This window comes from Cupriavidus oxalaticus (assembly GCF_016894385.1).
GTDB classification, from domain to species: Bacteria; Pseudomonadota; Gammaproteobacteria; order Burkholderiales; family Burkholderiaceae; genus Cupriavidus; species Cupriavidus oxalaticus.
In genome coordinates, this window is record NZ_CP069811.1 from 2,162,169 (window position 1) to 2,188,472 (window position 26,304).

15 protein-coding genes are annotated in these 26,304 nt (G+C 72.6%); all 15 read left to right on the forward strand.

Annotation, left to right across the window (positions count from 1 at the left end; all coding sequences use genetic code 11):
- Positions 1-17 precede the first annotated feature (17 nt).
- The 15 genes from JTE92_RS09445 (at position 18) to JTE92_RS09515 (ending at position 26,303) form a co-directional block, all read left to right on the forward strand.
- Entirely contained in the window at positions 18-1,262 is a 1,245-nt protein-coding gene (locus JTE92_RS09445) for a phage late control D family protein (protein ID WP_063239718.1), read from the forward strand.
- Complete coding sequence (locus JTE92_RS09450; RefSeq protein ID WP_063239717.1) at positions 1,259-1,771, forward strand: phage baseplate assembly protein V; 513 nt, start codon at positions 1,259-1,261, stop codon at positions 1,769-1,771. The genes JTE92_RS09445 and JTE92_RS09450 overlap by 4 nt, the downstream gene beginning before the upstream one ends.
- 180 nt (positions 1,772-1,951) lie before the next feature.
- The gene (locus JTE92_RS09455; RefSeq protein ID WP_063239716.1) at positions 1,952-2,716 is read left to right on the forward strand and encodes a hypothetical protein; all 765 of its coding nucleotides are present in this window, start codon (positions 1,952-1,954) and stop codon (positions 2,714-2,716) included.
- Position 2,717: 1 nt separating this feature from the next.
- Positions 2,718-3,116 carry a GPW/gp25 family protein gene (locus tag JTE92_RS09460; RefSeq protein ID WP_029044851.1) on the forward strand — a complete coding sequence of 133 codons (399 nt, stop codon included), beginning with the start codon at positions 2,718-2,720 and terminating at the stop codon, positions 3,114-3,116.
- 10 nt (positions 3,117-3,126) lie between these two features.
- On the forward strand, positions 3,127-5,121 hold the full coding sequence (locus JTE92_RS09465) for a putative baseplate assembly protein (RefSeq protein ID WP_063239715.1): 1,995 nt from the start codon (positions 3,127-3,129) through the stop codon (positions 5,119-5,121).
- Positions 5,118-7,505: a hypothetical protein gene (locus JTE92_RS09470; RefSeq protein ID WP_063239714.1), complete on the forward strand. Its 2,388-nt coding sequence runs from the start codon at positions 5,118-5,120 to the stop codon at positions 7,503-7,505. The genes JTE92_RS09465 and JTE92_RS09470 overlap by 4 nt, the downstream gene beginning before the upstream one ends.
- A 63-nt stretch (positions 7,506-7,568) precedes the next feature.
- Positions 7,569-10,100 (forward strand): hypothetical protein, encoded by a 2,532-nt coding sequence (locus JTE92_RS09475; protein ID WP_147318602.1) that lies wholly within the window; start codon positions 7,569-7,571, stop codon positions 10,098-10,100.
- Between the two features lie 13 nt (positions 10,101-10,113).
- On the forward strand, positions 10,114-12,123 hold the full coding sequence (locus JTE92_RS09480) for a hypothetical protein (RefSeq protein ID WP_063239713.1): 2,010 nt from the start codon (positions 10,114-10,116) through the stop codon (positions 12,121-12,123).
- Between the two features lie 12 nt (positions 12,124-12,135).
- On the forward strand, positions 12,136-14,400 hold the full coding sequence (locus tag JTE92_RS09485; RefSeq protein WP_063239712.1) for a hypothetical protein: 2,265 nt from the start codon (positions 12,136-12,138) through the stop codon (positions 14,398-14,400).
- 11 nt (positions 14,401-14,411) lie between these two features.
- The gene (locus JTE92_RS09490; protein WP_063239711.1) at positions 14,412-14,651 is read left to right on the forward strand and encodes a hypothetical protein; all 240 of its coding nucleotides are present in this window, start codon (positions 14,412-14,414) and stop codon (positions 14,649-14,651) included.
- Between the two features lie 2 nt (positions 14,652-14,653).
- Positions 14,654-16,402, forward strand: coding sequence for a hypothetical protein (locus tag JTE92_RS09495; RefSeq protein WP_063239710.1), 1,749 nt, complete (start codon positions 14,654-14,656; stop codon positions 16,400-16,402).
- Positions 16,403-16,406: 4 nt separating this feature from the next.
- Complete coding sequence (locus JTE92_RS09500; protein WP_063239709.1) at positions 16,407-18,575, forward strand: ATP-binding protein; 2,169 nt, start codon at positions 16,407-16,409, stop codon at positions 18,573-18,575.
- 15 nt (positions 18,576-18,590) lie between these two features.
- A complete protein-coding gene (locus tag JTE92_RS09505) occupies positions 18,591-20,027 on the forward strand; it encodes a hypothetical protein (RefSeq protein WP_063239708.1) in 1,437 nt (478 codons plus the stop codon).
- Between the two features lie 34 nt (positions 20,028-20,061).
- Positions 20,062-22,977, forward strand: coding sequence for an eCIS core domain-containing protein (locus JTE92_RS09510; RefSeq protein WP_169834830.1), 2,916 nt, complete (start codon positions 20,062-20,064; stop codon positions 22,975-22,977).
- Positions 22,974-26,303, forward strand: coding sequence for an eCIS core domain-containing protein (locus JTE92_RS09515; RefSeq protein ID WP_063239706.1), 3,330 nt, complete (start codon positions 22,974-22,976; stop codon positions 26,301-26,303). The genes JTE92_RS09510 and JTE92_RS09515 overlap by 4 nt, the downstream gene beginning before the upstream one ends.
- The last annotated feature ends 1 nt before the right edge of the window (position 26,304 follow it).

Below are 26,304 nucleotides of genomic sequence, written 5' to 3' on the forward strand. Positions count from 1 at the left end.
ATGGACGCCAACGCATCATGGACGCCGACGAATACCTGACCCTCGCGCGCGAATCGGCCCGCACCGGCATCGGGGGCTTCCGCGTGCCGCGCTTCGAGCTGACCATTGACGGCGTGCGGCCGGAGAACAGCGTGCTGCGCGACATTGTCGACATCACCTACCGCGACAACATCGACCAGATCGACGGCTTCGAGCTGACGGTCGGCAACTGGGACCCGGCGCGGCGCCGCTACAAGTACATCGGCTCGGACGACAGCAAGAGCGCGGCCGACGCCACCCTGCATGAGCGGGAGACGCTGTTCGAGCCCTGCGCCAAGGTGGTCCGCATCAGGATGGGCTACGGCAGCGAGCTGGTCGAGATGCTGACCGGCAACTTCACCACGATGGAGCCGACCTTCTCCGCCGGCGGCCCGCACACGCTGGCGGTGCGCGGCCTGAACCGGCTGCACCGGCTGCGCCGCAAGCGCTACGACGGCAACTGGCACGACACCACCGACAGCGCCATCGCCAGGAGCTTCGAGGGCCTGACCGATCCGGACTGGCGCAACAGCGGCCAGGACGCGCGCCGCATCCCGATGCCGGTCCGCACCGATCCCGAGCAAGAGCCGCAGCTGGTCTTCGTCGGGCAGAAGAACGAGTACGACATCGACTTCCTGTGGCGGCGCGCGCGCATCCGCGGCTACGTGGTGACGATCGAGCAGGATCCCGCCGATGGCAGCGACCGGCTCTACTTCGGCCCGTCCACCAAGGGCGGCCCGACCCCGTACCGGCTCGCCTGGGGCGCCGGGCTGATGGACCTGAAGGCCACGCTGACCACCGCCAACCAGGTCAAGAAGGTGACCGTGCGCGGCTGGGACCGCGCCGGCCAGCGCGCCATCGAGGAAACCGCGGACCTGGAAGACCCGCGTTTCCTGCGGCGCAACCCGCGCCTGCTGGAGATCGTCAGGCAATGCGACCCGCGCGAGGAGCGCGTGGTGACGCGCCCGGTCTCGACCCGCAATGAAGCGCGGCAGCTGGCGCTGGACATCCTGACGGGCCACGCCCAGGAACTGGTCAAGATCCAGGCCAGCGTGGTCGGCCTGCCGCGGCTGCGGGCCGGCTCGCACGTCAGCATCGAAGGCATCGGCGCGCGGCTCTCGGGCGAGTACTTCGTCACCGAGACCACGCACACGATCAATGCCAGCGGCTACGTCACCAGGTTCACGGCGCGCCGCGAAGACCCCGACACCGGCCAGCAACTCGTCCCCGGAGGCACCCCATGAACCGCAGCGAACGCAGTGCAGGCATCGTCCTCGGCAAGGTGATCGCCGTGCGCGACCCGGAGCGCCTGGGGCGCATCCAGGTCACCTACCCGTGGCTGTCCGGCCCCGAGCAGCGCTGGGTGCCGGTGGCCGCGCCGATGGCCGGCGGCGACCGCGGCGCGTTCTTCATGCCGGAGGTGGATGACGAAGTGATCCTCGCCTTCGACCAGGGCATGTGGGACCACCCGTACGTGATCGGCTTCCTGTGGAACCCGCGCCAGCGCCCGCCGTCGCCCGACGAGCGCCAGCGCATGATCCGCTCGCGCAACGGGCATGCGCTGCGCATGGTCGACTCGACCCCGGCCGCCGGCAACAAGGGCGCGCTGATCATCGAGGACGCGCACGGCAATACCGTGGTGATGACCAACACGCATATCAGCATCAACACGCGCGGCGCGCTGGCGCTCAACGCGGTCGGCAGCGTGACCATCAACGACCGGCTGGTGCGGCCCACCGGCGGGCCGATCTGAAGGGCGAGCCGGCCATGCCTCTCCTCTCTGCGCCGCCCCGGATTCCGCTCCCGTCATTCCCGCGCAGGCGGGAATCCAGTGACTTTCAAGACGCTGGGTTCCCGCCTGCGCGGGAACGACCAGCAGGAAGCGCAACGGCACATCTCCCACGCAGGTGCTAACCATCATTGCGAGGCAAGCATGGACGTCCCGATCGAGGTACCGCTGCCCGAATCGCTGCAGAAGGCGCTGCAGAAGCCGGTCTGCATCCCGCTGCCCAAGCCCGGCAGCGCGCAGATCCAGCTGCCCACCGGCGGCACGCTCAAGGGCATCGTCGACATCACCAAGGGCATCCCGGACGACTGCTCGCTGAACTTCTCGCTGGTGCTGCAGCTGGCGCCGGTGATGGCGAGCATCGAGTGCCTGGTCAAGGTGCTCAAGCTGATCAAGCCGCTGATCGACGTGGTCAAGGCGCTGGGCCCGCCCGACCCGCCCACGCTGATCAAGGTGGTGCCGGAGTTCCTGCAGGCGGCCGAGGCCGTGCTGCCCTGCCTGGCGGTGCCGACGCCGGCGGTGATGATCCCCTTCGTGCGCGACATCCTGCTGCTGATCATCAAGCTGCTCAAGTGCATCGTCGGCCAGCTCAAGAGCATCCTGGCGGTGATGGGCGGGCTGGCGCTGCAGATCTCGTCGGCGCAGGCCGAGGGCAACAGCGAGCTGATGGCGGCGCTGGAATGCGCGCAGGCCAACGCCAATGCCTCGGCGCAGCACATGATGTCCGCAATCGACCCGGTGCTGGTGCTGCTGGCGCTGGCCGAGCCGTTCATGGGCATCGCCGGCGTGGACCCGATCAAGACACCCGCCATCGGCTCGGCCGAGGACATCGAGAGCCTGCAGAACGTGGTCACCACCCTCGACGAGCTGACCAAGGCGCTGCAGCTGGTCGCCGACGGGCTGGGAGGCTGACATGAAACCCGACTTCCTCGGCACCGGCCTGGCGTTCCCGCTGTCGGTCACGCCGCGCGGCAGGCTGGCGCTGGCGCGTGCCGGACAGCGCATCGAAGAGTCGATCTACCTGATCCTCGGCACCCGGCTGGGCGAGCGCGTGATGCTGCCCGCGTTCGGCTGCGCCATCCACGACCTGCTGTTCGCGCCCAACGATCCCACCACGCGCACCGAGGCGGTCGACGCGGTGCGCGAGGCGCTGGCGCTGTGGGAAGCGCGCATCGACGTGCTGGCCGTGACGGCCGACTTCGACCCCGCGCAGCCGAGCCTGCTGCTGATCCGCATCGACTACCGCATCCGCGCCAACAACGCGCTGGCCAACCTGGTGTACCCGTTCTACATCAACGAATCCTACGTCTAGGGCCAGCATCATGCCGCTCAGGAACGAATACCCGGTGATCGACGACAGGCGCTACGCCGACCTGGTGGCCGAGGCGCGCGCGCGCATCCCGCGCTACACCTCGGAGTGGGACGACGTCAACGACAACGAGCCCGGCATGGCGGTGGTGCAGCTGATGGCCTGGATGAGCGACCTGCTGATCGCGCGGCTGGGGCGCGTGCCCAAGCTGAACTACCTGAAGTTCCTGGAGCTGCTCGGCATCGAGCTGCTGCCGGCGCGGCCGGCGCGCGCGGAGCTGAGCTTCCCGGTGCAGGCCACCTACGCCGAACCGACGCTGATCGTGCCGCTGCACACGCAGGTGGCGGCCGAGGTGCCGGGCGAGGAGCGGCCGGTGGTGTTCGAGACCGAGAAGGCGCTGGTCGCGCTCAGCGCCCGGCTCGACGCGGTGCAGGTCGACCTTGGCCTGCAGACCACCGACGTCAGCGCCGCCAACGCGGAGGTGCAGGCCGGCTTCCTCGCCTTCGGGCCGGCGGTGCGGGTCGGCAATGCGCTGATGCTGGGCTTCGACTCCCCGCTCGAATTCCCCGGCGTGCCGATCGACCTGGCGGTATGGATCGCCCGCCGCGACGCGCGCGCGCCGTTCTATGTCGACAGCCCGCTGGCCACCGCGCCGCCCGCGACGCTGGCGTGGGAATACTGGAACGGCAAGGACTGGTACCCGCTCGACACGCTGCGCGACGACACCGCCGCGCTGACCCGCAGCGGCCATGTGCTGCTCGGCGCCGCGCCCCGCAACGGCCCGCAGCGCGCGGTGCTGGGCAAGGTGGCCGCGCCGCGCTACTGGCTGCGCGCGCGGCTGGCCGGCGGCGCCTACCAGCGCCCGCCGCGGCTGCTGGCGGTGCGCACCAACACGGTCCCGGCGATCGCCGCGCAGTCGGTCGATGCCGAGATCGCCGGGCGCAGCACCGGCATGCCCGACCAGGTGTTCCAGCTCGCCCAGCACCCGGTGCTGGCCGGCAGCCTGGCGCTGGAGGTCGACGAAGGCGACGGGCTGCAACCCTGGCAGGAGGTGGCGGACTTCCTCGCCTCCGGCCCGGACGATGCGCACTACGTGCTCAACCGCACCACCGGCGAGATCCGCTTCCACGGCATCGGCGGCCGCATCCCGGTGGCCAACCCGAACCGGCCCGCCAATATCGTCGCGCGGCGCTACCGCGTGGGCGGCGGCGCGCACGGCAATGTCGGCGCGGGCGTGATCACCACGCTGCGCGGCAGCCTGCCCGGCATCGACACCGAGGGCGTCGGCAACCTGTTCCCGGCCTTCGGCGGCGCCGATGAGGAGACACTGGACGCCGCGCGCGAACGCGCCGCGGCCACGCTCAAGAGCCACGAGCGCGCCGTCACGCGCGACGACTTCGCGCTGCATGCGCGCCAGGTCGGCGGCGTGGCGCGCGCGCAGGCGCTGCCGCTGTTCCATCCGGCCTTCCCCAACGTGGAAGTGCCCGGCGTGGTCAGTGTGGTGGTGGTGCCCGAGGCCAGCGACCCGCAACGGCCGCTGGACGACCCCGCGCCGCAGCCCACCGAGGGCCTGCTGCGCGAGGTCTGCGCGCAGCTCGACCAGCGCCGCCTGGCCACCACCGAGCTCTACGTGCTGGCGCCGACCTACCGGATGCTCAGGCTGTCCGCCACGCTCACCGTGGCCGGCGACGCCGACCTGGCCGCGGTCAGGCAGGCCGCGCTGCTGGCGCTGCGGCGCTACTTCCACGCGCTGGTCGGCGGCGAGGACAGCAAGCCGGATGCCGACGGCAGCGGCTGGCCGTTCGGCGGCGACATCCACTATTCGCGCGTGGTGCAGCGGCTGCTGCTGCCCGGCGTGGCCAGCGTCGACGACCTGCTGTTCCGGCTCGACGACACCGACTACCCGGCCTGCGCCAATGTCCCGGTCGGCGGCGGCGCGCTGCTGCGGCTGGCCGACGACGCGCTGGCGCTGAGCGTGCGCTATGAGACCAGCGAGGTGGATGCATGAACCAGCCCTGCACCCTGCCCGGCGGCACCGCACAGGCGGGGCCGGCATCCCACGCGCCCTACCTGCCGCCCGTGCCGCGCCCGCCGCATGATCCGCTGACGCTGGTGCTCAACGGGCGACTCGGCTGGCAGGCGCTGCCCGGCAAGCCGCCAGCCGTGCCCGCCGCCACCATCGGCCCGCTGGGGGAATGCGGCGCGCTGGCGCTGCTGCCGCTGCCCGGCTCCGGCCGCACGCTGTGGGAAGCCAGCGGCAGCTTCGGCGGGCTGGCGCTGCCGCGGCACCTGGCGCTCGCTTCGCTCGGGCCCTGCCAGCAGGCATTGCTGCTGTTCGATGCCAGGGGTCGCCGCCTGCTGCGCTTCGACCCCTGTGCCTGCGCGTTCACCGACACCTTCTGCCTGCGCCCGCAGGACCCGCGGCTGCCGGCGGGCCCCGCCACGCTGGCCGCGCGCTGCGGGCGCCTCTACCTCGCCGATCCCGCGGCACGCCGCGTGGTCGTGCTCAACGCCGCCACCGGCGCCGCGCGCGGCGTGTGGCGCGCGCCGCTGGCCACGCCGCCGTGCGACGCCGGCAGCCGGCTCGACGACTGGCAGCCGGCGGCACTGGCCGTCGCGCCCAATGGCGACATCTGGGTCGGCGACCGCATGCACGGGCTGCTGCTGCGCTTCGCCGCGTCCGGCTGCGTGCTGGAGCGCCATGACGGCTTTGGCGCCGTCGCCGCGCTGGCCGCCACCTGCGACGGCAGGCTGCTGGTCGCCGCGGAGGGCGCCGAAGCGGTGGTGTGCTACGACCCGGCCACGCGCAGGCGGCTGGATCCGCCGCAGCGCCCGGCCGACCTCGCCGGCGCCTTCGCGCCGCTGCCGCTGACAGTGCATGCCGATGGCTCGGTCGACCTGTCCGCGCTGTGCAGCCCGCCGTGCGCCGCGCCGTGCGTGTTCGACCCGTCCGGCACGCTGCTGGAAGATCCGCCCGACGCTCCCCCCGATGCCTGGCCCGCGACCGGCACGTGGCACTCGCAGGCGCTCGACAGCGGCATCTCGGACTGCGTGTGGGACCGCATCGTGCTCGGCGCCAGCCTGCCCGCGCACACGCGGCTCGCCATCGATGTGCTCACGGCCGAAACCGCGCTGCAACCCGCGGACCTGTTCGACAGCGGCGACTGGCAGCCCGCGCTGGCGCTGCATCCCGAGCCGGACGGCACCACCGCCTTCGACGGCGTCGACTACATGCTGCGCGCCCGCCCCGGCCGCTTCCTGTGGCTGCGCCTGCGGCTGGACGGCAACGGCACGGCGACGCCGTCGCTGGCCTGCCTGGCGATCGATTTCCCGCGCATCAGCTGGCGCCGCTACCTGCCGGCGATCTTCGGCGCCGAGCCGGTCAGCGCCGAGTTCACGGACCGCTGGCTGGCGCTGTTCGACCGCCAGTTCCGCGACATCGAAAGCCGGATCGACGGGCAGGCGCGCCTGTTCGACCCGCTCTCGGCCCCTGCCGGCGGGCGCCAGGACTTCCTCGGCTTCCTGGCCGGCTGGCTCGGGCTGGGCAGCGGCCTGTCGGCGCTGCCGCTGGCGCGCCAGCGCGCGTTCATCCGGCATGCGGCGCGTGCGTTTGCCTGGCGCGGCACGCCGCGCGGGCTGACGCACACGCTCTACCTGTTTCTCGGGCTGCAGCGCTGGTGCGGCTACAGCGCCGACGCTGCCGCCTGCGTGCCGTGCGCCACCGCCATTCCCGAACGCTTCCGCTGGCGCCCGCCGCGGCTGCTGCTGGAGCACTACATCCTGCGGCGCTGGCTGTTCCTGGGGTTCGGCCGGCTGTCCGACAACGCGCGCCTGTGGGGCGAGCGCATCGTCAACCGCAGCCGGCTGGGCGCGGGCGCGCCGCCGGCGGCGATGCCGGGCTGCCCGCTGCCTGCCAGTGCCGGCGGCGATGACTGCGAGCCCTGCGTCGGCGCCACCCATGCCGGCCGCCACGGCGCCGCCAGGCCGGACAAAAGCGCGGACGAAAGCGCGCGTATCGGCGTGACTCAGCTCAAGACCGCGCAGGACCCGTGGCGCGATCCCTTCCATGTCTACGCGCACAAGCTGTCGGTGTTCGTGCCCGCGGCCTGCGTGCGGGAGCCGGCGCTGGCACGCGCGCTGGCGCAGCTGCTCAAGGCCGACGTGCCGGCGCACGTGCAGGCCACGCTGGTGCCGGTGGCGCCGCGCTTCCGTATCGGCGTGCAGGCGATGCTGGGGCTCGATGCCGTGATCGGCTACCGGGCCGCGCCGGTCACGCTGGATGCGATGAAACTCGGGCGCGCGACCGTGCTGGGCGGCACGGACCGCGACGGCGGCGCGCGCGCCTTGCGCGTCGGCACGCGGCGCGTCGGGATGGACACCACCATGCAGTAACGGCTGCCGTAGCTGGCCACCACAGCGGACGAACGACGAGAGGTCTCAACCATGGGCAACGCAATGCATACCCCGACTGGCTGCTGCGACGCACCCTGCCCGGTCTGCGAGGTGCAGACCCCGCTGCGCAACCATTACTTCTTCGGCAAGCTGATGGACGTGCCGGACTTCGATGTCGAGCAGGCCTATATGGTGGAGAAATTCCGGCGCCACCACGCGCGGCTGCACGGCACCGGCGTGATCTGCGGGCTGGAGGTGGTGGCGCACCAGAACCCGGCCTGCCGCGACCGCTACGTGGTGGTCAGGCCCGGCGCGGCGCTCGACTGCTGCGGCAACGAGATCCTGGTGATCGACGAGGAAACCCTCGACATCACCTGCTTCCCCGCCGTGCGCGCGCTGATCGAGCAGCCCGACGGCGCGGACCACCTGCTGCTGCTGTGCCTGCGCTACCGCGAGTGCCCCACCGAGGAAGTGCCGGTGCTGTACGACGAATGCGGTTGCGACGATACCCGCTGCGCGCCCAACCGCATCCTGGAGAGCTACGAATTCGACGTGCTGGTCGATCCGGAACTGCCGGCGGTGCCGCCGGCGCAACCGCAGCCGCCCACGCTGGCGTGGCAGGCCAGCGTCACGCTGGACGGCGCGCGCGCGGTGGCGCTGCACGAGGGCAGCCAGCGCGCCTACCTGGCGGCGGACCTGGCCGGTGGCGGCGGCACCGTGCAGCAGTTGTGGCTGTCGAACCAGGCGTATATCGCCACGCACAACTTCGCCACCGCGGTCTTCGGCATCGCCGCGAACGGCGACGGCACGCGGCTGGTGGCGCTGGTCGCCGGCGCCACCGCGGCCGACCCGGCGCGGCTGGCGCTGCTGGACACCACATCCGCCGGCGCCTTCGCCGGCGCCGAGGACGCGACGCTCGACCTGACCGGCACGGCCGGCGCCACGCAGGCCTGGGTGATGGCCATCGGCGCGAACCGCATGGCGGCGCTGGTGGTCAGCGGCGGCGACAGCCTGCTGTTCAGCGTCGATGTCGCGCCGGGCACGCTGACGGCCGTGCTCGACGCCACGCTGAGCGGCTTTGCCGCGACCGCCTGGGCGCTCGGCAGCGACAGCAAGACGCTGACCCTGGCGCAGGCCAACGGCGCGATGCAGTCGGTGGACCTGACGGCGGCTGCGCTGACACCGGTTGCGCTCGGCCTGTCCGGCACCAGCGTCAGCGCGCTGGCCGCGGTCAAGACCGATGCCCTCGACCTGCTCGCCTGGACCGACCAGTCCGGCCAGCGCATCGCGCTGTCCAGACCCGACGGCACGCTGCTGCACCAGGACCCGCTGCCCGCGCCGCCCGTGGCGCTGGTGGCCGAACCCACCGGCCGCTTCGGCTACGTGCTGATGCAGCCCGCCGCCGGCAACAGCCGCATCGTCGCGGTCGACCTGCGCCGCATGCAACAGGGCCAGCCGGCGCTGCTGTCCAACGCGCTGGAGATCGGCCCGGGCGGCGACGCGCTGGCAATGGCCGGCGAGCGCCTGTGGGCGGTCTATGACGACGGCGCCGCGATCGCCGCCATCGAAACCACCCATTGCGAGGACTTCCTCGATCCGCATCCCTGCCCGGCCTGCCCCGCGCCGGACTGCGTGACGCTGGCCACGATCGCCCGATACCGCCCGTCGCGCAGGCTCGAAGACCCGACCGTGCCGCCCACCGATCCGCTCGCCGACGCGGCCGCCAACATCGCCCGGATCGACATGCTGACCTGGCGCGCGACCGTGCCCAGCGTAGCCGACCTGGCGCTGGCGGTGCGCTGCATGCTGGAGCACTGCTGCGGCGGCACCAGCGCCAAGGGTGAGCAGGGCGATCCCGGGCTGCCGGGGCAAAAGGGTGACAAGGGTGACAAGGGTGACAAGGGTGACAAGGGTGACAAGGGCGACAAAGGGGATAAAGGTGACAAGGGTGACAAAGGCGACCCCGGCGAACAGGGCGAGCCAGGCAAGCCCGGCGACGGCCTGGACTGGGCCCTGCCGCATATCTGCGACATCAACTGGAAGCATGCCGAGCGCATCCCCTTCGACGCCATCGCCAAGGGACTGGTGGTGGCGTTCGACACGCCGGTGATGGCCGTCGACCTGCATGCCGACGCCATCCACCTGCAGGTGCAGCACGACGAGCGCCTGGTCGAGCTGCCGCTGCGCTGCTGGTGCGACCTGCCGCTGTCGCGCGAAGACCTGGAACCCGGCCGGCTGGAGCGCGACTGCGATGCGCAGACCCAGTTCGACCCCGGCATCGACGCCAACGGCATGGCCACCGCGGTGCGCATCGGCCAGCTGATCCTGCCGAAGCTGGTCGAGACCATGCAGGGCAAGCCGGCCAAGCTGCGGCTGCTGGTCAACGGCGACTTTATCCGCGGGCTGCACCACGACACCAGGCAGCTGCGCGCGCTCGACGCCGACCACATCCCCAAGCTGGTCCCGCCGTCGCCGCCCGGTCCGCCGCAGCCCGGCAAGGTGCCGGAGTGGCTGCAGCCGCAGGACGAGCGCGTCAGCGGCGACGGCATCGAGGGCGGCACCTTCGAAAGCTGGTTCACCGTAGAACGAGGATAGGGAGCACCAGGCGATGAACACCGTGAACGACCTCTATCGCAAGCGCCAGGGCCAGAGCCCCACCGCCTGCCCGCCGGAACCCTGCGTGTGCGGCACCTGCGGCATGCTGGAATGCCTGTGCCGGCCGCGCTTCTTCGCCGGCCAGGTGCTGACCGCCGACGACCTCAACCGGCTCGACGGCTATATCCGCGGCAAGCACCGGCTGCACAACCGGCAGTTGCACGGCTGGGGCGTGGTCAACGGGCTCGAAGTCACCTGCAACCCGTGCGGCGATGGCGTCGCGGTCGGCTGCGGCTACGCGCTCAGCCCCTGCGGCGACGACATCGTGGTGTGCGAGGCGGTCAGCGTCGATGTGTGCGAGCTGATCCGGCGCTGCAAGGATGCCGAGCACCGCTGGCAGCAGTGCGAGCCGATGCAGCATCCGCCGCCGCAGCAGTGCGACGCCGGCGAAGAGGAATGGATCCTGGCGATCCGCTACGCCGAAGCGCCGGCGCGCGGGGTCAAGCCGCTGCGCCCGGCGCCGGACTGCACCGCCAACAGCTGCGCCTGTGGCGGCAATGGCGGCAAGTGCGGATGCGGCGGGGCCTGCGGCGGCATGAAATGTGGCTGCAACGGCGGCGGCGGCAACGGCGCCACGCTGGCCAAACCGCGCGGCGCGCCGGTGCAGTGCGAGCCCACCGTGATCTGCGAGGGCTTTGCCTTCGAGGTCTACCGCAAGCCGCCCGACAAGGCCCCCGACCCGGTCGGCACCACCGACAGCACCGTCGGCGGCGCGGCTGGCGGCAATCAGGGCAACAACCAGGCCTTCAACCCCGACTCCGAACTGATGCAGCGCTTCCGCTGCTGCGTCGAGCTGCTGGTCACGCAGATGCCCAAGCTGCCCGGCGCGCTCAAGGTTCCCGCCACCGCCGCCGAGGCGCAGGCGTGGTACCAGTGGCTCGGCGCCGCGCGCATGCAGCTGCGGCGCTATTTCGCCAGCCACGGCAGCTACAACTGCGACCTGATGGCGCAGTTCAATGCCATCCCCTACCCCGCCGCGGGCACGCTCGCCAATGCGGGCGCGATCTACCTGGCGGCGGTGCTGCTGATGATCGTCTGGCTCGACGCCATGCTCGCCTGCTTCTGCTCGGCGCTGCTGCCGCCGTGCCCGGCGCCCACGCGCGAGGTGCGCGTGCCGCTGGCGTCGCTGCATATCGCCGGCGGCTGCGGCGCCCAGTCCTGCCGCGTGCTGCGCGTGTGCAACTGGACCGTGCACCGCAAGTTCGCCACCACCTTCCCGTCGCTGCAGTACTGGCTCGGGATCCTGCCGTTCGGCAAGCAGCTGCGGCAGCTGCTGGAGAACCTGTGCTGCTTCGATATCGGCGGCATCCTGGCCGACATCCCCCAGCAGGACAACGTGCCGGGCGCACAGCCCGGGCTCTTCGCGATGCGCGCGGAGATACCGCCCGATGTGGCGTCGAACGTGGCACCCGACAACGCGGCCGGGAACGGGAACGGGAACGGTGGCAACGGCGGCAACGCCGACATCAAGCTGGCCAATGCCGCCTACCAGCGCGCCAACGACCTGCTGAACCCGGCCGTGGCCGAACCCGAACGCATCGCCGGCGCCACCGGGCTGCTGCGCGCCGCGCTGGCGCGCACTGGCAAGACACTGGAGTTCAGCACGCTGGCCGAGAGCATGATGCTGCCCGGCGGCGCCGGCAACGAGCGGGACAGATTGTCGGCCGCGGAGAGCGCGAACCTGCCCCAGTTCGTCATCGCCAACCAGCTGATGCGGCCGGCCGTGAGCGCCGCGCTGGCGCCGATGCTGGATGCCGCACTGGGCCTGTCGCTGCGCGCCACGGCCTTCACCGGTGCGGCGCCGGACACGGCCACGCCCGACGCCATGGCCGCCCTGCGGACCGACATGGACGCACTGCGCGACAGCCTCAAGGCGCAGGCCGCCGAAATCGAGCGGCTCAAGGCTGAGGCCAGGCCCGCGCCCAAGCCGGCCACCAAGCGCGGCGGCCGCAAACCCGGCTAGGAGGAATGCGCCATGACCACCGAATTTGCCGAGCGGCCGCGCTTCTTCGAGGGCCAGTACCTCGGCGCCGAGGACCTGCAGGCGCTGCTGCGCTACTTCAGCACGCTGCTGGCGCGCCACCACCTGGGCAGCCACAGCTGGGGCATCGCCTCCGGCATCGAGCTGGTCTACCAGGACTCGCCGCAGGGCACGGTCGAGGCTTACCTGACGCCGGGGCTGGCCACCGACGGCTATGGCCGCGCCATCGTGGTGGCCGAGCCCTTCCCCCTCGACGCCGGCCTGTTCGCCGGGCAGCCCGCCGGCCTGGTGAACGTGTGGATCCGCTATGACGAGGCCGCGGGCCAGGGCGTGCGTCCCGGCTTCGAGGTCTGCGGCGCCACCGATGCCTATGCCCGCGTGGTCGAGTCCTTCCTGGTCGAGGTCGGCGAGCGCAAGACCATCGAGACCCGCCAGAGCGGCGTGGCGCTGGGCGACGACAGCTACGGCGACGCGCGCGAGGCGCCGGGCGCGCTGCTGCCGCTGCAGCCCATCGCGCCGGATGGTTCGGTGCCGGCGCAGCGCTTTCCCGGCGCTGACGATCCCAGCCTGTGGCTGATCCCGGTCGGGCGCGTGCTGTGGCAGGGCGGCGCGCTGCAGCAGCCGACGCCGGCCAGCGCCACCCAGTCGCGCCTGTTCCGCCGGCATGCCGGCTGGATCGGCGAGGCGCTGCACGGCACCGGCGGCCTGCTGCGGCTGCGCGGGCGCTGGATCCCGCGCGCGGGCGGCACGCCGGTGGAGCAACTGTGCGAAGCCGACCAGCCCACGGCCGCCGACCTGGTGTTCTGCGCCAGCGACCCCGACACGCCGCACTTCCGCGAACCGGTCTGGCTCGACGCCGACACGCGCGCGCGCGGCCACCTGCGCTACTACGGCACGCGCGCCGAGTGGGTCGATGCCGGCGGCACCGACTACCTGGCACAGGGCACCGTCACCGCGCTGCAGCGCGCCGCGCCCAGTGCCGTCGACGGGGTCGACCTGCGGGTGCTGCTGGGCCAGCCGCAAGGCACCGCCGGCCCGACCCGTCTCACCCTCGGCGCCGCCACGCCGACCGGCACCGACCCCTGCGCGGTCGGCTTCAGCTATACCGCCGGCGTGGCGATCCAGCACGACGGCCGGGTCGGCATCGGCAGCACCGACAAGGCGCTGGCGCTGCCGCTGACGGTGCGCGCGCTCGCCGCCAACGGCGGCCTGGTCGGGCTGGAAGGCACCGGCGGCGCGCTGGCGTGGCAGGTCAACCTGGGGCCGGCCAAGAACGGCCTCAACGTGACCCAGGACGATCCCACGCTGAGCAACCTGTTCATCGAGGCGGCCAGCGGCAATGTCGGCATCGGCACGCTGGCGCCGGGCGCGCGGCTCGACATCCAGCAGGTGCCGTCGCCGCAGGGCAACGCGGTGGGCAACGGCAAGTGGCTGCAGATGGGCAGCAGCGGCGCGCCCGATGCCGGCCAGGCCTGGTTCCAGTACGGCCCGCAGCTGGCACCGCTGCTGGTGCTGAGCGACCTCGACGATCCGCCGCGGGTCCAGTTCCAGCAGGTCGGCAACGGCAACGAGGCCGCCGCGCAGTTCTCCAGCTGGGTCGGCCAGGCGCGCAGCAACTCGCCCGACCTGGCGCTGTTCGGCGGCAGCGTCGGCATCGGCACGCTGACACCGTCGCGCACGCTGCACGTGCTCGGCAACGAGATCCACAGCGGCGGCGGCGGTGCCGGGCTGTCGTTCGAGAACCGCGAGACCGGCGCCTTTATCGCCAACCCGGGCAACGGCGAGCGCTGGGTCTGGTACGCCAGCGGCGGAAATGCGCGGCTGTGGAGCAACGGCGACAAGCTGACCGTGACCCCGGCCGGGCGCATGGGCCTGGGCACCGCCGCGCCCGCCAGCACGCTGGAAGTGCGCGGCGCGATCCGGCTCGGCGACAACGGCGACTACTTCGCGGTGGGCGGCGTGGCCGAGATGCGCATCGTGGCAGGGCAGGCCAGCGCCGGCGGCGGCTCCGCCGGCACCGGGTGGAGCGCCACGCGCACCAGCACCGGCCACTATACGGTGAGCTTTTCGCCGGCCTTTACCGCGACGCCGGTGGTCGTCGCCAGCCTGGTCGACTCGGCCAACGACGACCAGGCCGGCACCGTGCGCAACGTCGGCCCCGGCGGCTTCACGCTGGTCGCCCGCGACGTCACGCCGCCGTCGGAAGGCAGCTTTGTCGACAACGCCTTCCACTTCATCGCCTACGGGCCCCGCAACTGACAGGAGCCGCCATGGACCAAGCCATCGCCGTTGCCGCCACCGCGCCCATCGCGCGCAGCCTGCTGCAGGCGCGCCTGGCCACGCTGCGCAGCGAATACAGCGCGGGCCAGCGGCTGCTGGCCGAGGCCGAGGCGCGCACCGCCACGCTGCGCGAGCAGTTGCTGCGCATCGGCGGCGCCGCGCAGGTGCTGGAGGAGCTGCTGTCCGTCGACGCGCAACAGGCTGGCGCGGCCGGCGCTGCGCAGACGTAGACATGGCCCACCTTCGCATCCGCCACTGGCACAACGACTACACCGCGCCGGGTTCGCACCCGGCACCGGCCGCGCTCGGCCACCAGCTCGACGCGCTGGCGCCGCAGCTGGCGCAGGCACTGGCGGACCAGCTCGACGCACTCGGCCTGGACGACGATGCCGTGGTGCTGCTGCCGCGGCTGGAAATCGAATGCGAGATCGATACCGCCTGCCCCGGCGAGCAGGTTGTGCGCCACTGGTCGCGCCAGCTGGCGCTGGCCTTTGCCCACGCGCTGGCGGATCCCGCCGGCGACGCCGTGCGGATGCCCTCGCGCGCGGCCTACCATGCGCGCTTCATCGAACGGCTGCTGCGCGGCGACGGCTGGGACAGCTGGCTCTTCCACCGTTTTGCCGGCCTGCGCATGCTGCCGGCGGGCGCGGCCATCCGCACGCTGCTGACCGAAGACGCCGCCACCGGGCGCGCCACGCTGGCGCTGCTGGACGAGGCAAGCTGGCCCATGCTGCTGGCGGCGCTGGGCGAGCGCGAGGCGGTGCGCATCCTGTACCGCTGGCACGAGCAGGAGCGCGAGGCGACCGAAGCGGGCGCGCTGGGGCCGGCCGCCAGTGCATGGCGCCAGGCGCCGCCCGGGCGCGTCGCGCCGCCGCTGCTGGCGTTGTGGCTGCTCGCGCATGGCGGCGCGGCGCAGTCAGCCGGCATCGGCGCGCTGTGCTGGCTGGCGGCCTTGCTGTCGATGCCTGACGACATGGCCACCGGCGAACTGGCGCGGATGGCAACGCATGGCGTGATCGACAAGATGCCAGCCTTGGCCACGGATCCCGACTGGCTGCTGCGGCTCGCCACCACGCCGCAGCCCGTGCGTGCGGCGATGGCATCGCTGGCGGCGCAGGCCAGGCAGATGCCGCAGGACCGCGCGCAACCCGCAACCGGCGCTGCGCAGGAATCGCTTGACGCGCCATTCGGCGGCCTCGCGTGGCTGCTGCCAGCGCTGCACGACCTGTGCGACCTGTGCGACAGCGGCTGGGCCAGCGCACTGCCCGCGCCGCCCGCCGGGGCCGGCAGCGCGCGCGACCTTGCCGTGCTGCTGGCGCTGGCGATCGCCGCCGGCCATCGTGGCGAACGGGTGTGGCGCGATCCGTTCTGGCGCACCTTCCTGCAGGTGGCACCGGGCTTCGCGCTGCCGGCGCTGCACGACTGGCTGGCCGACGCGGACGCCTGCGCGCCCGCTCGGGCACTGGCCGCCACGTTGCGCCGCTGCGCGTTCACCGGCGCCGCGCGACTCCGGGTGCCGGCCGGCGCGACCCGCACCGAGGTATGGATCGAGCCCGGCAGCGCCTGCCGCCTGCATGCCATGGCGCCACCGGCCGACCTGGCCGAATCCGCCCCGCTGACCTTCGCCATGCGGCTGCGCCTGACGCGGCTGCTGCGCCAGGATCTTGCGCTGCTGCGCGCCAGCCCGGTGCTGGCGGCGCTGCCGCCGGGCTGGCAGGACCTCTTCGCCACGCTGGCGCAGGCCGCGCTGCGGCGCACTGCCTTCCGCATCCCGGGCGCGGCCTGCTGCACGTTGCCGTACCTGTTCGCCAACGTGCTCGACACGCGCGGCGAAGCGCGACGCGACGGTGCCGCCGCGGCGGCCTGGACGCTCTCGCTGCGCCGCCCGCCGCTGCACGTGCTGCTGAGCCTGAACGGCATGGCGCGGCTGCGGCTCACCTGGCCGGGCCAGCGCCAACTGGCCTTGCACTGCACGGAGTGAGGCGATGCGCCGCGATCTCGACCCGCTCATCGACGGCGGCCTGCAGGCACCGATTCAGGCACCGATTCACGCACCGATAGCGGCGCCATGGCCGCAGGCCCACCCCTTCGGCAACGAACGGCTGTGGCTGGACTGCCTGGTCGAGCGCGAAATCCTGCGCCTGCGCGCACGCTACGAACTGTCGCTCGACGAACTGCGCGGCCTCTATATTTCCGACCGCCAGGTCGATGCGCTGCTGCGCCAGCAGGCCGGGCAGCACGGCCAGCCCGACGCCGATCCCGCCGGCGCGCTGACGCGCCAGGCCGCGCAGTGGCGCGAGCACTTCAACACCGGCTCGCCGCTGGCGCTGCTGGGCGAGCGGCTGGCGCTGGCGCCGGCGGACCTGGAGCTGCTCTTCGTCGTGCTCGCGCCCGAACTCGACCTGCGCTACGAGACGCTCTACGCCTACCTGAACAACGACATCGCGCGCAAGTTCGCCACCGTCGACATGGCACGCCGCCTGCTCGGCGCCGACGTGGTCCCGCATGACGCCGCGGCGCTGCGCAGCCGCATCGGCATGCTGGCCGCGGCCGGCATCCTGGTGCTGGCCGACAGTGGCGAACCACGCAGCACGCTCGGACAAGGCCTGGCGCTGGCGCCGCCGGTCGCGCAATTCCTGCTCGGCATCCCGCCCGCCGCGCAGCAGATGGCAGGCATGGACGAACCCTGGCTGGAAGCCGTGGCCGATGCGATCGGCACGATCGGCGCGCCAGCCGCCGGCAGCGAGCTGATCGCCTGCCGCAGCGACGACCCCGAGCGCCAGGCCGGCTGGGCGCGCCGCCTGCTGGCCCGCCGCGGCCGCCACGCGCTGCACCTGGCGCCGCACGCCCTGCTGGCCGGCACATCGCCGCTGCTGACCGCCCGGCTCGCGCACGCCGCGCTGGTGCTGCATGATGCCGCCGGCACCAGCCGCGACGCCGCCGCGGACGAACGCCTGGCCGGTGCGCTGCGGCGCGCGCTCGACGCCGGCCTGGACGTGCTGTGGCTGGTGCCGCCGAACTGGCGCCCCCTGCCCGCGCTGTCGCGCCTGCCGCTGACCACCTTCACGCTCGCCGCCGCCACCGGCGCCGAGCGCGCACAGGACTGGGCCGATGCCATCCACGACACCCGCCTGGCCGATGCGGGACCGCCGGCCGCGCACATGGCCGAAGCGCTCGCCGCCCGGTTTTCCCTGTCCGGCACCCGCATCCGGCAGGCGGTGCGCGCCGCGCAGGCATTGTGGGCGGCCGACCCGGCCATCGCCAGCGGCCGCGAGGCGCTCGACCGCGCCGCGCGCCAGCTTGCCGCACAGGGACTGGCGCAGGTGGCCGAGCTCGCCACGCGCCCGCACCGCTGGCCGCAGCTGGTCCTGCCTGCCACCACGCTGCAGCTGCTGCACGAAATCGCCGCCGCCATCGCCTGCCGCGAGCGGGTGTTCCGCGACTGGAACATGCAGGGCCGCACCGGCCGCAGCGCCGGGCTGATGCTGCTGTTCGCCGGCGCCTCAGGCACCGGCAAGACCATGGCGGCGTCGGTGCTGGCCAACCACGCCGGCCTGGACCTGTTCCGCGTCGACCTGGCCAGCGTGGTGTCGAAATACATCGGCGAGACCGAGAAGAACCTGGAGCGCATCTTCAGCGCCGCGCAGGACGCCGATGCGATCCTGCTGTTCGACGAGGCCGACGCCCTGCTCGGCAAGCGCGCCGAGGTCAAGGACGCGCACGACCGCTACGCCAATATCGAGGTGGCCTACCTGCTGCAGCGCATGGAAACGCACGACGGCGTGGTGATCCTGGCGAGCAACCTGCCCAAGAACCTCGACCCCGCCTTTGCCCGGCGCATGCACTACACGGTGGAGTTCGGCCGGCCCAACGCGGTGTTGCGCGAGCAGCTCTGGCGCGGCATGTTCCCCGCCGAGGTGCCGCTGGCGGGCGATATCGACTATGCCTTCGTTGCCGGGCAGTTCGAGCTGACGGGCGGGGACATCCAGACCATTGCGCTGGAGGCGGCCTTCCTGGCCGCCGGCGAAGGCAGCGCGGTGGGCATGGCGCAATTGATGCGGGCGCTGTCGCGGCGGCAGACCAAGCATGGGGATCCTGGCGCGGCGGCGCGTTTGCGCGCGCACCAGGCTGTCAGCGCGCAGGGGCGTGCCTGAAGGCACGATACCGCGATGCCTCCCTACCCGACCTGGCTGCCGCGCCCCGCCGATCCCGGCGGCCCGAAGCCTGCCGCCGCGCCGCCGGCAGGGACGCGCGAGCCCGCGCCGCTCGACAACCAGAGCGCCCAGGCCATCTACCAGGCCGAGGCCGATCCGCACGTCCTCACCGGCGGCGATCCGCTCGATGTGCAGGCCATGACGCTGGCAGAATTCCAGCAGTACACCGGGCTGGACGCCTCGACGCTGCCGGAGAATGAATTCACGCCGATGCAGGCGGTGCTCAATGCGGCAGGCTACGGCATGGTCTGCCCGGCTCCGTCTCTGATGGCCGGCCTGCCCAATACCACCGGCGTGCTGTGGGAAGGCGCCCACCTCGTCGATTTCTCGGTGCGCGGCGGCGCCATGACCGACATGCGCGGCTTCCGCGCCGGCTTCTGGCGGCACGTGCTGTCCGCCCTGGAACGCAATCCGTGGTCGCGCTCCGTGGCCAGTCCGCTGAGCCAGCTGTTCTATCCGCCCGGCGCCACCACCACGCTCAACCGCGGCGTGCCGGGCAGCTATGCCAACGACTGGATGTTCAAGTACGACCCCAGGGCAACGGTGGTCTACCGTACCGATCCGAAGGTGGACCCGGCGGCGTTCTCCGAATACATGAAATCGTCAGTGCCGGAATACGCGGGCAAGACCTATACCTTCAGCCCGCCCAAGGAGGGCAGCACCGCATTCGTTGAAGCCTTTGGCGGCGGCTGCGCGCCGCCGACGGCCAATTGCGTCAACCTGCCGCAGGCGCAGCACCGCGGCGCGCTGGGGCTGGGGCCGAAGGAGCCCCTGCCGTTCGTGCCGGAACCGGGCGCGCCGGGCCGCTTCCTGGATCCGGTCGACCGGTACTTCTTCGGCAACGAGGACCTTCCGCCCGGCCTGGCGCGCGCCCGCGTCGGCCCCGCGAACCTGGCCGGCGGCGTCATCCGGGTGGGCGGCACGGTGCTGCTGGTCTACGGCGTGTGGCACAGCGCCAGCCGCATCGCCGAGGCGGAACCGGGCAGCGAACGGACCAAGGTGGTCATCGAAGAGGCCGGCGGATGGACCGGCAATCTCGTCGGCGGCACGCTCTCGGGCATGCTGGGCCGCGCCGTGGTCTGCGCGGAGACTGGCCCGGCGGCCTTCTATTGCATGGTCGGCACCACCCTGGTCGGCGGCGTGCTGGGCGGCATGCTCGGCGCGCTGATCGGCCGCGATGTCGGCGACGCGTTCGTCGAAGGCGGCGAACTGCTGGCCGACCCGGACCGGTTCATGGAAGCGTCGGCATGGTTCAACTCCGCCGCCACCAACGGCCAGAGCGTGCAGGACTACTACGAGGCGGCCGCGGTCATGGCCGAGATCAACGGGCAGCCGCTGCCGGACAACGTGCAGGCCTACTACGACATCTTCCACGGCGGAGAAGTGCCATGAAGCCAGCCCGCACACGGCCGGCGGAGCCCGCGCGATGAAGGCGACGGAACGGGCTCCCCGCAGTGCCGAACCTGCCGCCGGCGGTGCAACACACGGTGCGGCACACGATGCGACACACAGCGCGGCGAGCGGCCCGCACCTCGCCCGGCCGCAGCCGGCGGCCGGCAATCTCGTGCTGCAGGCGCTGTATGCCAGCGGCGCGCTACGGGCGCAGCTGGCCGTGGGCGCCGCCGACGACCCGCTCGAGGCACAGGCCGACCGCATGGCCGACGCCGCGCTGGCGGGCAAGCCTGCCGGCTGCTCCTGCAGCGCCGGCGAGCCGCCTTGCCCCGCATGCCAGGCGGCCGCCGCAGCCGGCATCCGGCGCAAGCCGCGCGGCCGGGACGCGCCGGCGCATCCACCGGCACCGCTGCTCGGCAGCGGCCGTGCACTGGGCACCGGCGAGCGCGCCGCGTTCGAAAGCAGCTACGGCGCCGACCTGTCCGAGGTCCGCATCCACGACAACCCGCAGGCCGCGGGCAGTGCCGCACGGCTGAATGCACGTGCCTTCAGCCTCGGCACGCGCATCGCCTTCGGGGCCGGCGAGTATCAGCCGCATACCGCCGCGGGACGGCACCTGCTCGGCCACGAGCTGGCGCACGTGGTGCAGGGCCATGGCGGCATCCGGCGCCAGGCCGGGGCCAGCCAGGTCGGTTCCAGCATGACCCCGGCGGACGCGAACGCCAGCTTCGCGCCCCCCGCCGAGACCCCGGCAAGCTCGATGATGGGCCCGGCCCAGGTCACGCACGCGGCCGGCTTCGATCCCTGTGCCGTCGATGTCCGGACACTGACCAACTACCAGTTGCTGGCCGAGTACAGCCACGCGCTCGGCGTGGTCAACCGGGGCCGCGGCGCCGACGGCTATTTCGACTACCGCAACCTGCAGCGCCGCCTGATCGCCGAACGCGACCGCCGCGTCGACCTGGGCCACGCCTGGCTGGCGACGATGCCCTCGGCCCTGCCGCCGGCGCTGTTCCAGATCATCGACGGCCCCGGCGGTACCTTCTCGGTGGTCCGGACCACCGGCGCCGCCGTCGCCGGCGCCCCCGAGGGCGACAGCCGGCGCGCGCCCTACATGACGCAGGCCCAGTTCGACAGCTTCCTGGGCACGCACGACGTTGAGCGTGTCGGCGCCGACGAATACATGATGCGTACCATCGGGCCATCCACGTCCGGCACGCTGGCGGGGCTGTCGATGTGGCCGATGCGCGGCGGACTGCGGCGCTCGCCGTTCGGCCCGCCATTCCTGCGGGACCCGCTCGGCCCCGGGCCCTCGCCGGTGCCGGGCGCCGTGTTCGCCGAAGGCGTCAATACGATCGACGCCTGGGCGATGCCGTTCGAGCCCGGGTTCGGCCGCACCCTGGCGCGCCGGCTCGCCACCGGCGGCAGCGTGCCGCTGGACCATCCGGTCTCGTTCGATATCGACGAACCGCTGCCGGTGGGCGATCGCAACGCGAGCCCGGCGCGGCAGGTGCAGCGCGCGCTGGACCCGCAGAACCGGCAGCTGCTCGACAGCATCACCAACCGCAGGACCAAGGGACTGGGCATTGACTTCCGCGACATCGAACGCGGCCGCACGCCGCTGCCGGAGGTCTCGCTGGCGGACGACCCCGGCGCCGTGTTCACGCGCCGCTTCGGCGAGGTCACGGAGATGCGCACCCTGTTCGCGGAGGCGCTGGCCGAGATCCCCGATATCAACGCGCTCAGCCCGACGCAGCTGAAGAACACCATCAACACCAACATGCGGGACATCATCCGCACCGGCCGTACCCCGTCGGGCCGGGCCGTACGCGACGCCCTGCGTGCGGGCGGCTTCGAGGCCGTCCCGAACCGCGGCATCGTGGCAGTGCGGCCCGGTGCGGCCAGGGTCGCGGGTGCCGAGGGCATGCGCGGGGCCCGTGCCGGCGGCGGGCTCGCGGTACTGGGCTCGGCGGCGTTCATGCTGGCGGACGCCGAGGAGCACCCGGAATGGGGACGGGAGCTGGCATGGTCCGGTGCGCTCGGCTCGAGCAGCGGATACCTGAGCAGTGCCACCGAAAGCCTGATCTACTCGGCCGGCCTGCGCAGCATGGAAAGCAGCCTGGCGTCGACCGGCACCTCCTCGCTGACGCCCGGGCTGTTGCGCGGTGCCAGCCGCTTTGGCGGCGGCTCGGTCGGTGCCATGTTCGTCGAAGGCATCAGCATGGGCCTGCTGGAAGAGCGCGAGCATTCCGGCCCCGAGGTCGGCACCCGCCTGTTCCGCTCGGGGGGGCTGGGCGGCGCCAGTGTCTGGGCCGGCGCGGCAGCCGGCACGGCGGTCGGCGGGCCGGTGGGATTCATCGTTGGCCTGGCGGTCGGCGGCGCGCTTTACTACATCGGCGACAAGCTGGTGCCGGGCGGACGCGAGGACTGGGATGCGCACGAGGCCGGCTGCACGCCATTGCCGACGGTCTCGCGCTGGACTGGCGGCGCGCCTGGCGGGTTCAACTCGGTGATGTTCAACTGCTTCGAGGCCGCGACGCCGGTGCGGCTGGCCGACGGCAGCGAGCGGCGCATCGCCGATATCGCGATCGGCGATGCCGTACTGAGCTACAACGAGCAGTTGCAGCGGCTGCAGACCTGCCTGGTCAGCGCGGTCCACCAGGCGGCGCCGGCGCTGATGCTGCGGCTGCAACTGGAAAATGCGCCACCCGTGCAGGTCACGCCGGCCCACAAGCTGCGCACCCCGCATGGCTGGATGCCGGCAGGCGACCTGCGGCCCGGCGACATCCTGTGGATTGCGTCGTCCGCCGCAGGCGTTCCGGCCGTGGCCGGCGCGCGCCTGGCATCGGTGACCGCCGCGGCGCCGGCCGGGCCCGTCTACGACCTCTCGGTGACCGGCACGCATACCTATTTCGCGGGCGGCATCCTGGCGCACAACAAGCTGCCATGAGCCAGGCAGGCAAACCGCCCGGGCGCGCCGCCGCAACGCGCCGCAACCAACGGCCCGGCGATGCCCGCCACGTGGCTGCGCCAGGCAAGCCGCATGATGCTGCCGCGCCGGCGGACCCTGCGCGGCTCGACAACCAGACGCACCAGGACCAGGCCAGCCTCGGCCTGCTGAGGCGCGGCCGGGACGTCGGCGGCGAGGTCGGCAGCTATGTCGGCAGCGACGTCGGCAGCCATGTGCCGGCGCCGCAGGCCAGTACCGCCTGCAGCTGCACCCCAGGCCAGCCGCCCTGCCCCGCCTGCCTTGCCGGCGGCAATGCCATCCTGCGGCGCAAGCCGCGCAGCCACGACCTGCTGCGCGACTCGCCGGGCCTTGCGCTCGGCCACGCGCGGCCGCTTGGCGACAGCGAGCGCGGCTTCTTCGAGCGCCGGTACCACGCCGACCTGTCCGCGGTGCGCGTCCACGACAACTCCTCGGCGGCCGCCAGCGCCACGCGGCTGAACGCGCGCGCCTTCAGCACCGGCGCAGACATCGCCTTCGGCGCGGGCGAGTTCCGCCCGCACACGCGCGAGGGCCGGCACTTGCTGGCGCACGAGCTTGCGCATGTAGTGCAAGGGCACGGCGGCATCCGCCGCGCGCCCGCCGCCGATGCACCCGCCACCGATGCACCCGCCACCGATAGGGCCGCTGCCAGCGCCGATGTGCGGCTTAGCCCAACCAAGCCCTGGCTCGCCATGGCCCCGGCCCAAGCCGGCGCGGATGCGGTCGCCACGGCCCTGTACGGTGCCAACCCGCAAGCCATGCCGAAAAAGATGCCCGAGTGGGCATCGCTCTATCTCGGCAAGCTCGTCGGCATCCAGGAATTCGAGGTCCAGCCGGAACTGCTGGTCGAGCCCTTCAAGACGCAGTTCTATGAGCGGATGTCGGCACGCCTGGAGGCCGATGTCGCCGCGGTCGAGAGCATCCTGCTGCAGGCCCGCATCGATGCCGCCGACGAGCGCCGGCTGATCGACTACGTCGACTGGTGGTCGCGGCGCAAGGACCTGCGCGCCGGGAATGGCCGCACCTACTTCGACATGTTCCTGGGACGGCTCAGGCAGGACACCTGGCACACCGACTACCTGGTCGCCGACAGCGCGTCGAAGCCCTTCCTCGACAAGCTCTATACCGAAGTGGAGGAGCGCGTCGGCGAGCTGAACTCCATGATCGCCAGCAACAGCCGCGAGTACGGCGCCTACCGTCCGACGTGGGCGCGGCTGGAAGACCTGGCCAGCGTGGCGCAGGGCGGCACCGCGATGCCGGAGGTCAATCCCGAACTGGTCACGCGCACGTCTGACCTGATCGCCGAGCGGCTGGCCGGCGTCACCACCGCCGAAGACAGCAAGGTGATCGGCGACCTGATCGGCGGCATGCCGCCGGCGGCGCAGGCCGAAGTGCTGCGCAACCTGATGCACCGCTTCGGCGAAGCCGACTGGACCGGGATCTTCGGGCGCTTCGGCGAGGCGTGGGAAGGCGGCATGCTGTACTTCCTGTTCGAGGACATGACCGAGGCGGACCGCCAGCGCACCGCGCAGGCGCTCAGGCAAAGCAAGGTGCTGCCCGGCGGCACGGTCGATGCGCTGACGGGCGGGCGCGGCTGGGGCGGGAAGTACCTGCCCTACACCACCCGGCTCGGCCACGAAGCCGCGGAGTTCTATGCGGACGAATGCGTGCATGGCGAGGGTGCCGGCTCGGGCGCCGCCTGCGTGGGCCTTGGCTTTGCCGTGCTGTGGACGCCGGAGACGGCCGGCGCCACGGTGGCGACGCTCGCCACCGCGGGCCTGGGCGGGCCTGTGGCGCAGGCATTCCCGACGCTTGGGCGCGTCATGCTGGTAGGCGGCACCGGCGTGGCCGCCTACCAGGGCACCCAGGCGCTGGTGGAACTGGCAACCGGCACCGGCATGGACGGCAAGCCGCTGGACAGCACCGACAAGCTCACGCGCGGCATCCTGCTGGTATCCAGCGCGCTGTTCATGGCGGCCGGCTTCATGGGCGCGGCGAGCCTCGGCGGCAAGCCGCCGGGCGCGCTGGCACCGCGGCCGCCCGGCACCATCGAGCCCGCGGTGCCGGGCGGTGGCGCGGGCGGCGGTGCGGCGGCCGAAGGTGCGATCCCGCTGCGCATGCTGCCAGTCGACCCGGTCACGGGCGAATGCACCGTGCTCGGCCAGAACCCGGCCACCGGCGAGGTTGCCGTGCTGCGCATCAACATGAAAACCGGCGACGGCGTGATGCAATCCGGCGCCACGGTGCGCGCCGTCAGCCGCTGGCAGCTGCAGCCGGAACGTCCGCTGCTGGGGCCGGCAGCCAGTCCCAGCGCCGGTACCGCACCCGCATCCGCCCCCGCTTCCGCGCCGGGCACGCCGGCGGCACTGGCGCCGCGCTACCTGACGGTCGCGGAACTCCTGCCGAACCCGGCGGAACCGTTCGCGGTCCCGGCGGTGGAGACGGCCTACCAGGGCTATGTCGCCGGCGCCCCGGCGCCCAAGCCGCGCCTGGCCTGGATCCTCGCCACGCGCGGTGGGCCGCGCGCGACGCTGGTGGATCTGCTCGGGCCCAATTTCCCCGGCCCGGCGGAATCGGCCGCATCAGGCGCCAACATCCAGCTCGGACGGATCGCCCGCCCCGCCACGCTGACGCAGGCGGCGCTGGACAAGCACCTTGCCACAGTGCAGGCCCAGCCGGGCAAGCTCGGCCGCAAGGTCGCGGGCATGCAGCGCGGCGGTGCCGGCGGCGACGAAGTCGGCCTCGGGCTGTTCAACAACCTGAAAGGGAATATCGGCGAGATCCTGAGCGAGTCGATCCAGGCAGAGGTACTGGCCACGGTGCGGACCAGCCATCCGGGCGCGCGCAGCTATGCCGACCTGCACATGCAGTTGCCCGGCGGCAAGCCGGTGGAGTTCTCCGACAACCTGATCGCCACGGAGGCCGACGGCAACCTGTACGTGCGCGCCGGCTTCGAGGTCAAATCCGGTGGCGCGGGCGGCCAGGAGGCCACCGAACAGATCCACAGCTGGATCGAAGGCCGCCTGGCGGATGGTGCCGAGCTGATCCTCGCCGACGGCCGCCGCTTCATGTATGCGCCCGACCGGACCACCGGCCCCGGCCGCGTGATCTTCCTGGCCTCGGCGCCGCGCCACATCATTGCCCCGCTTGGCGCGGAGCAGCTTGGCACGGGTTCTGGAATGGGCGTGGCCGGGCCGGTGCAGCGCCATGCGCTGCCGGTGACGCCGCAGGAGCTGAACTACATCGCGCGGCTGATCGCCGAAGGCATGCCGGCCGCGCCGCCGTAGG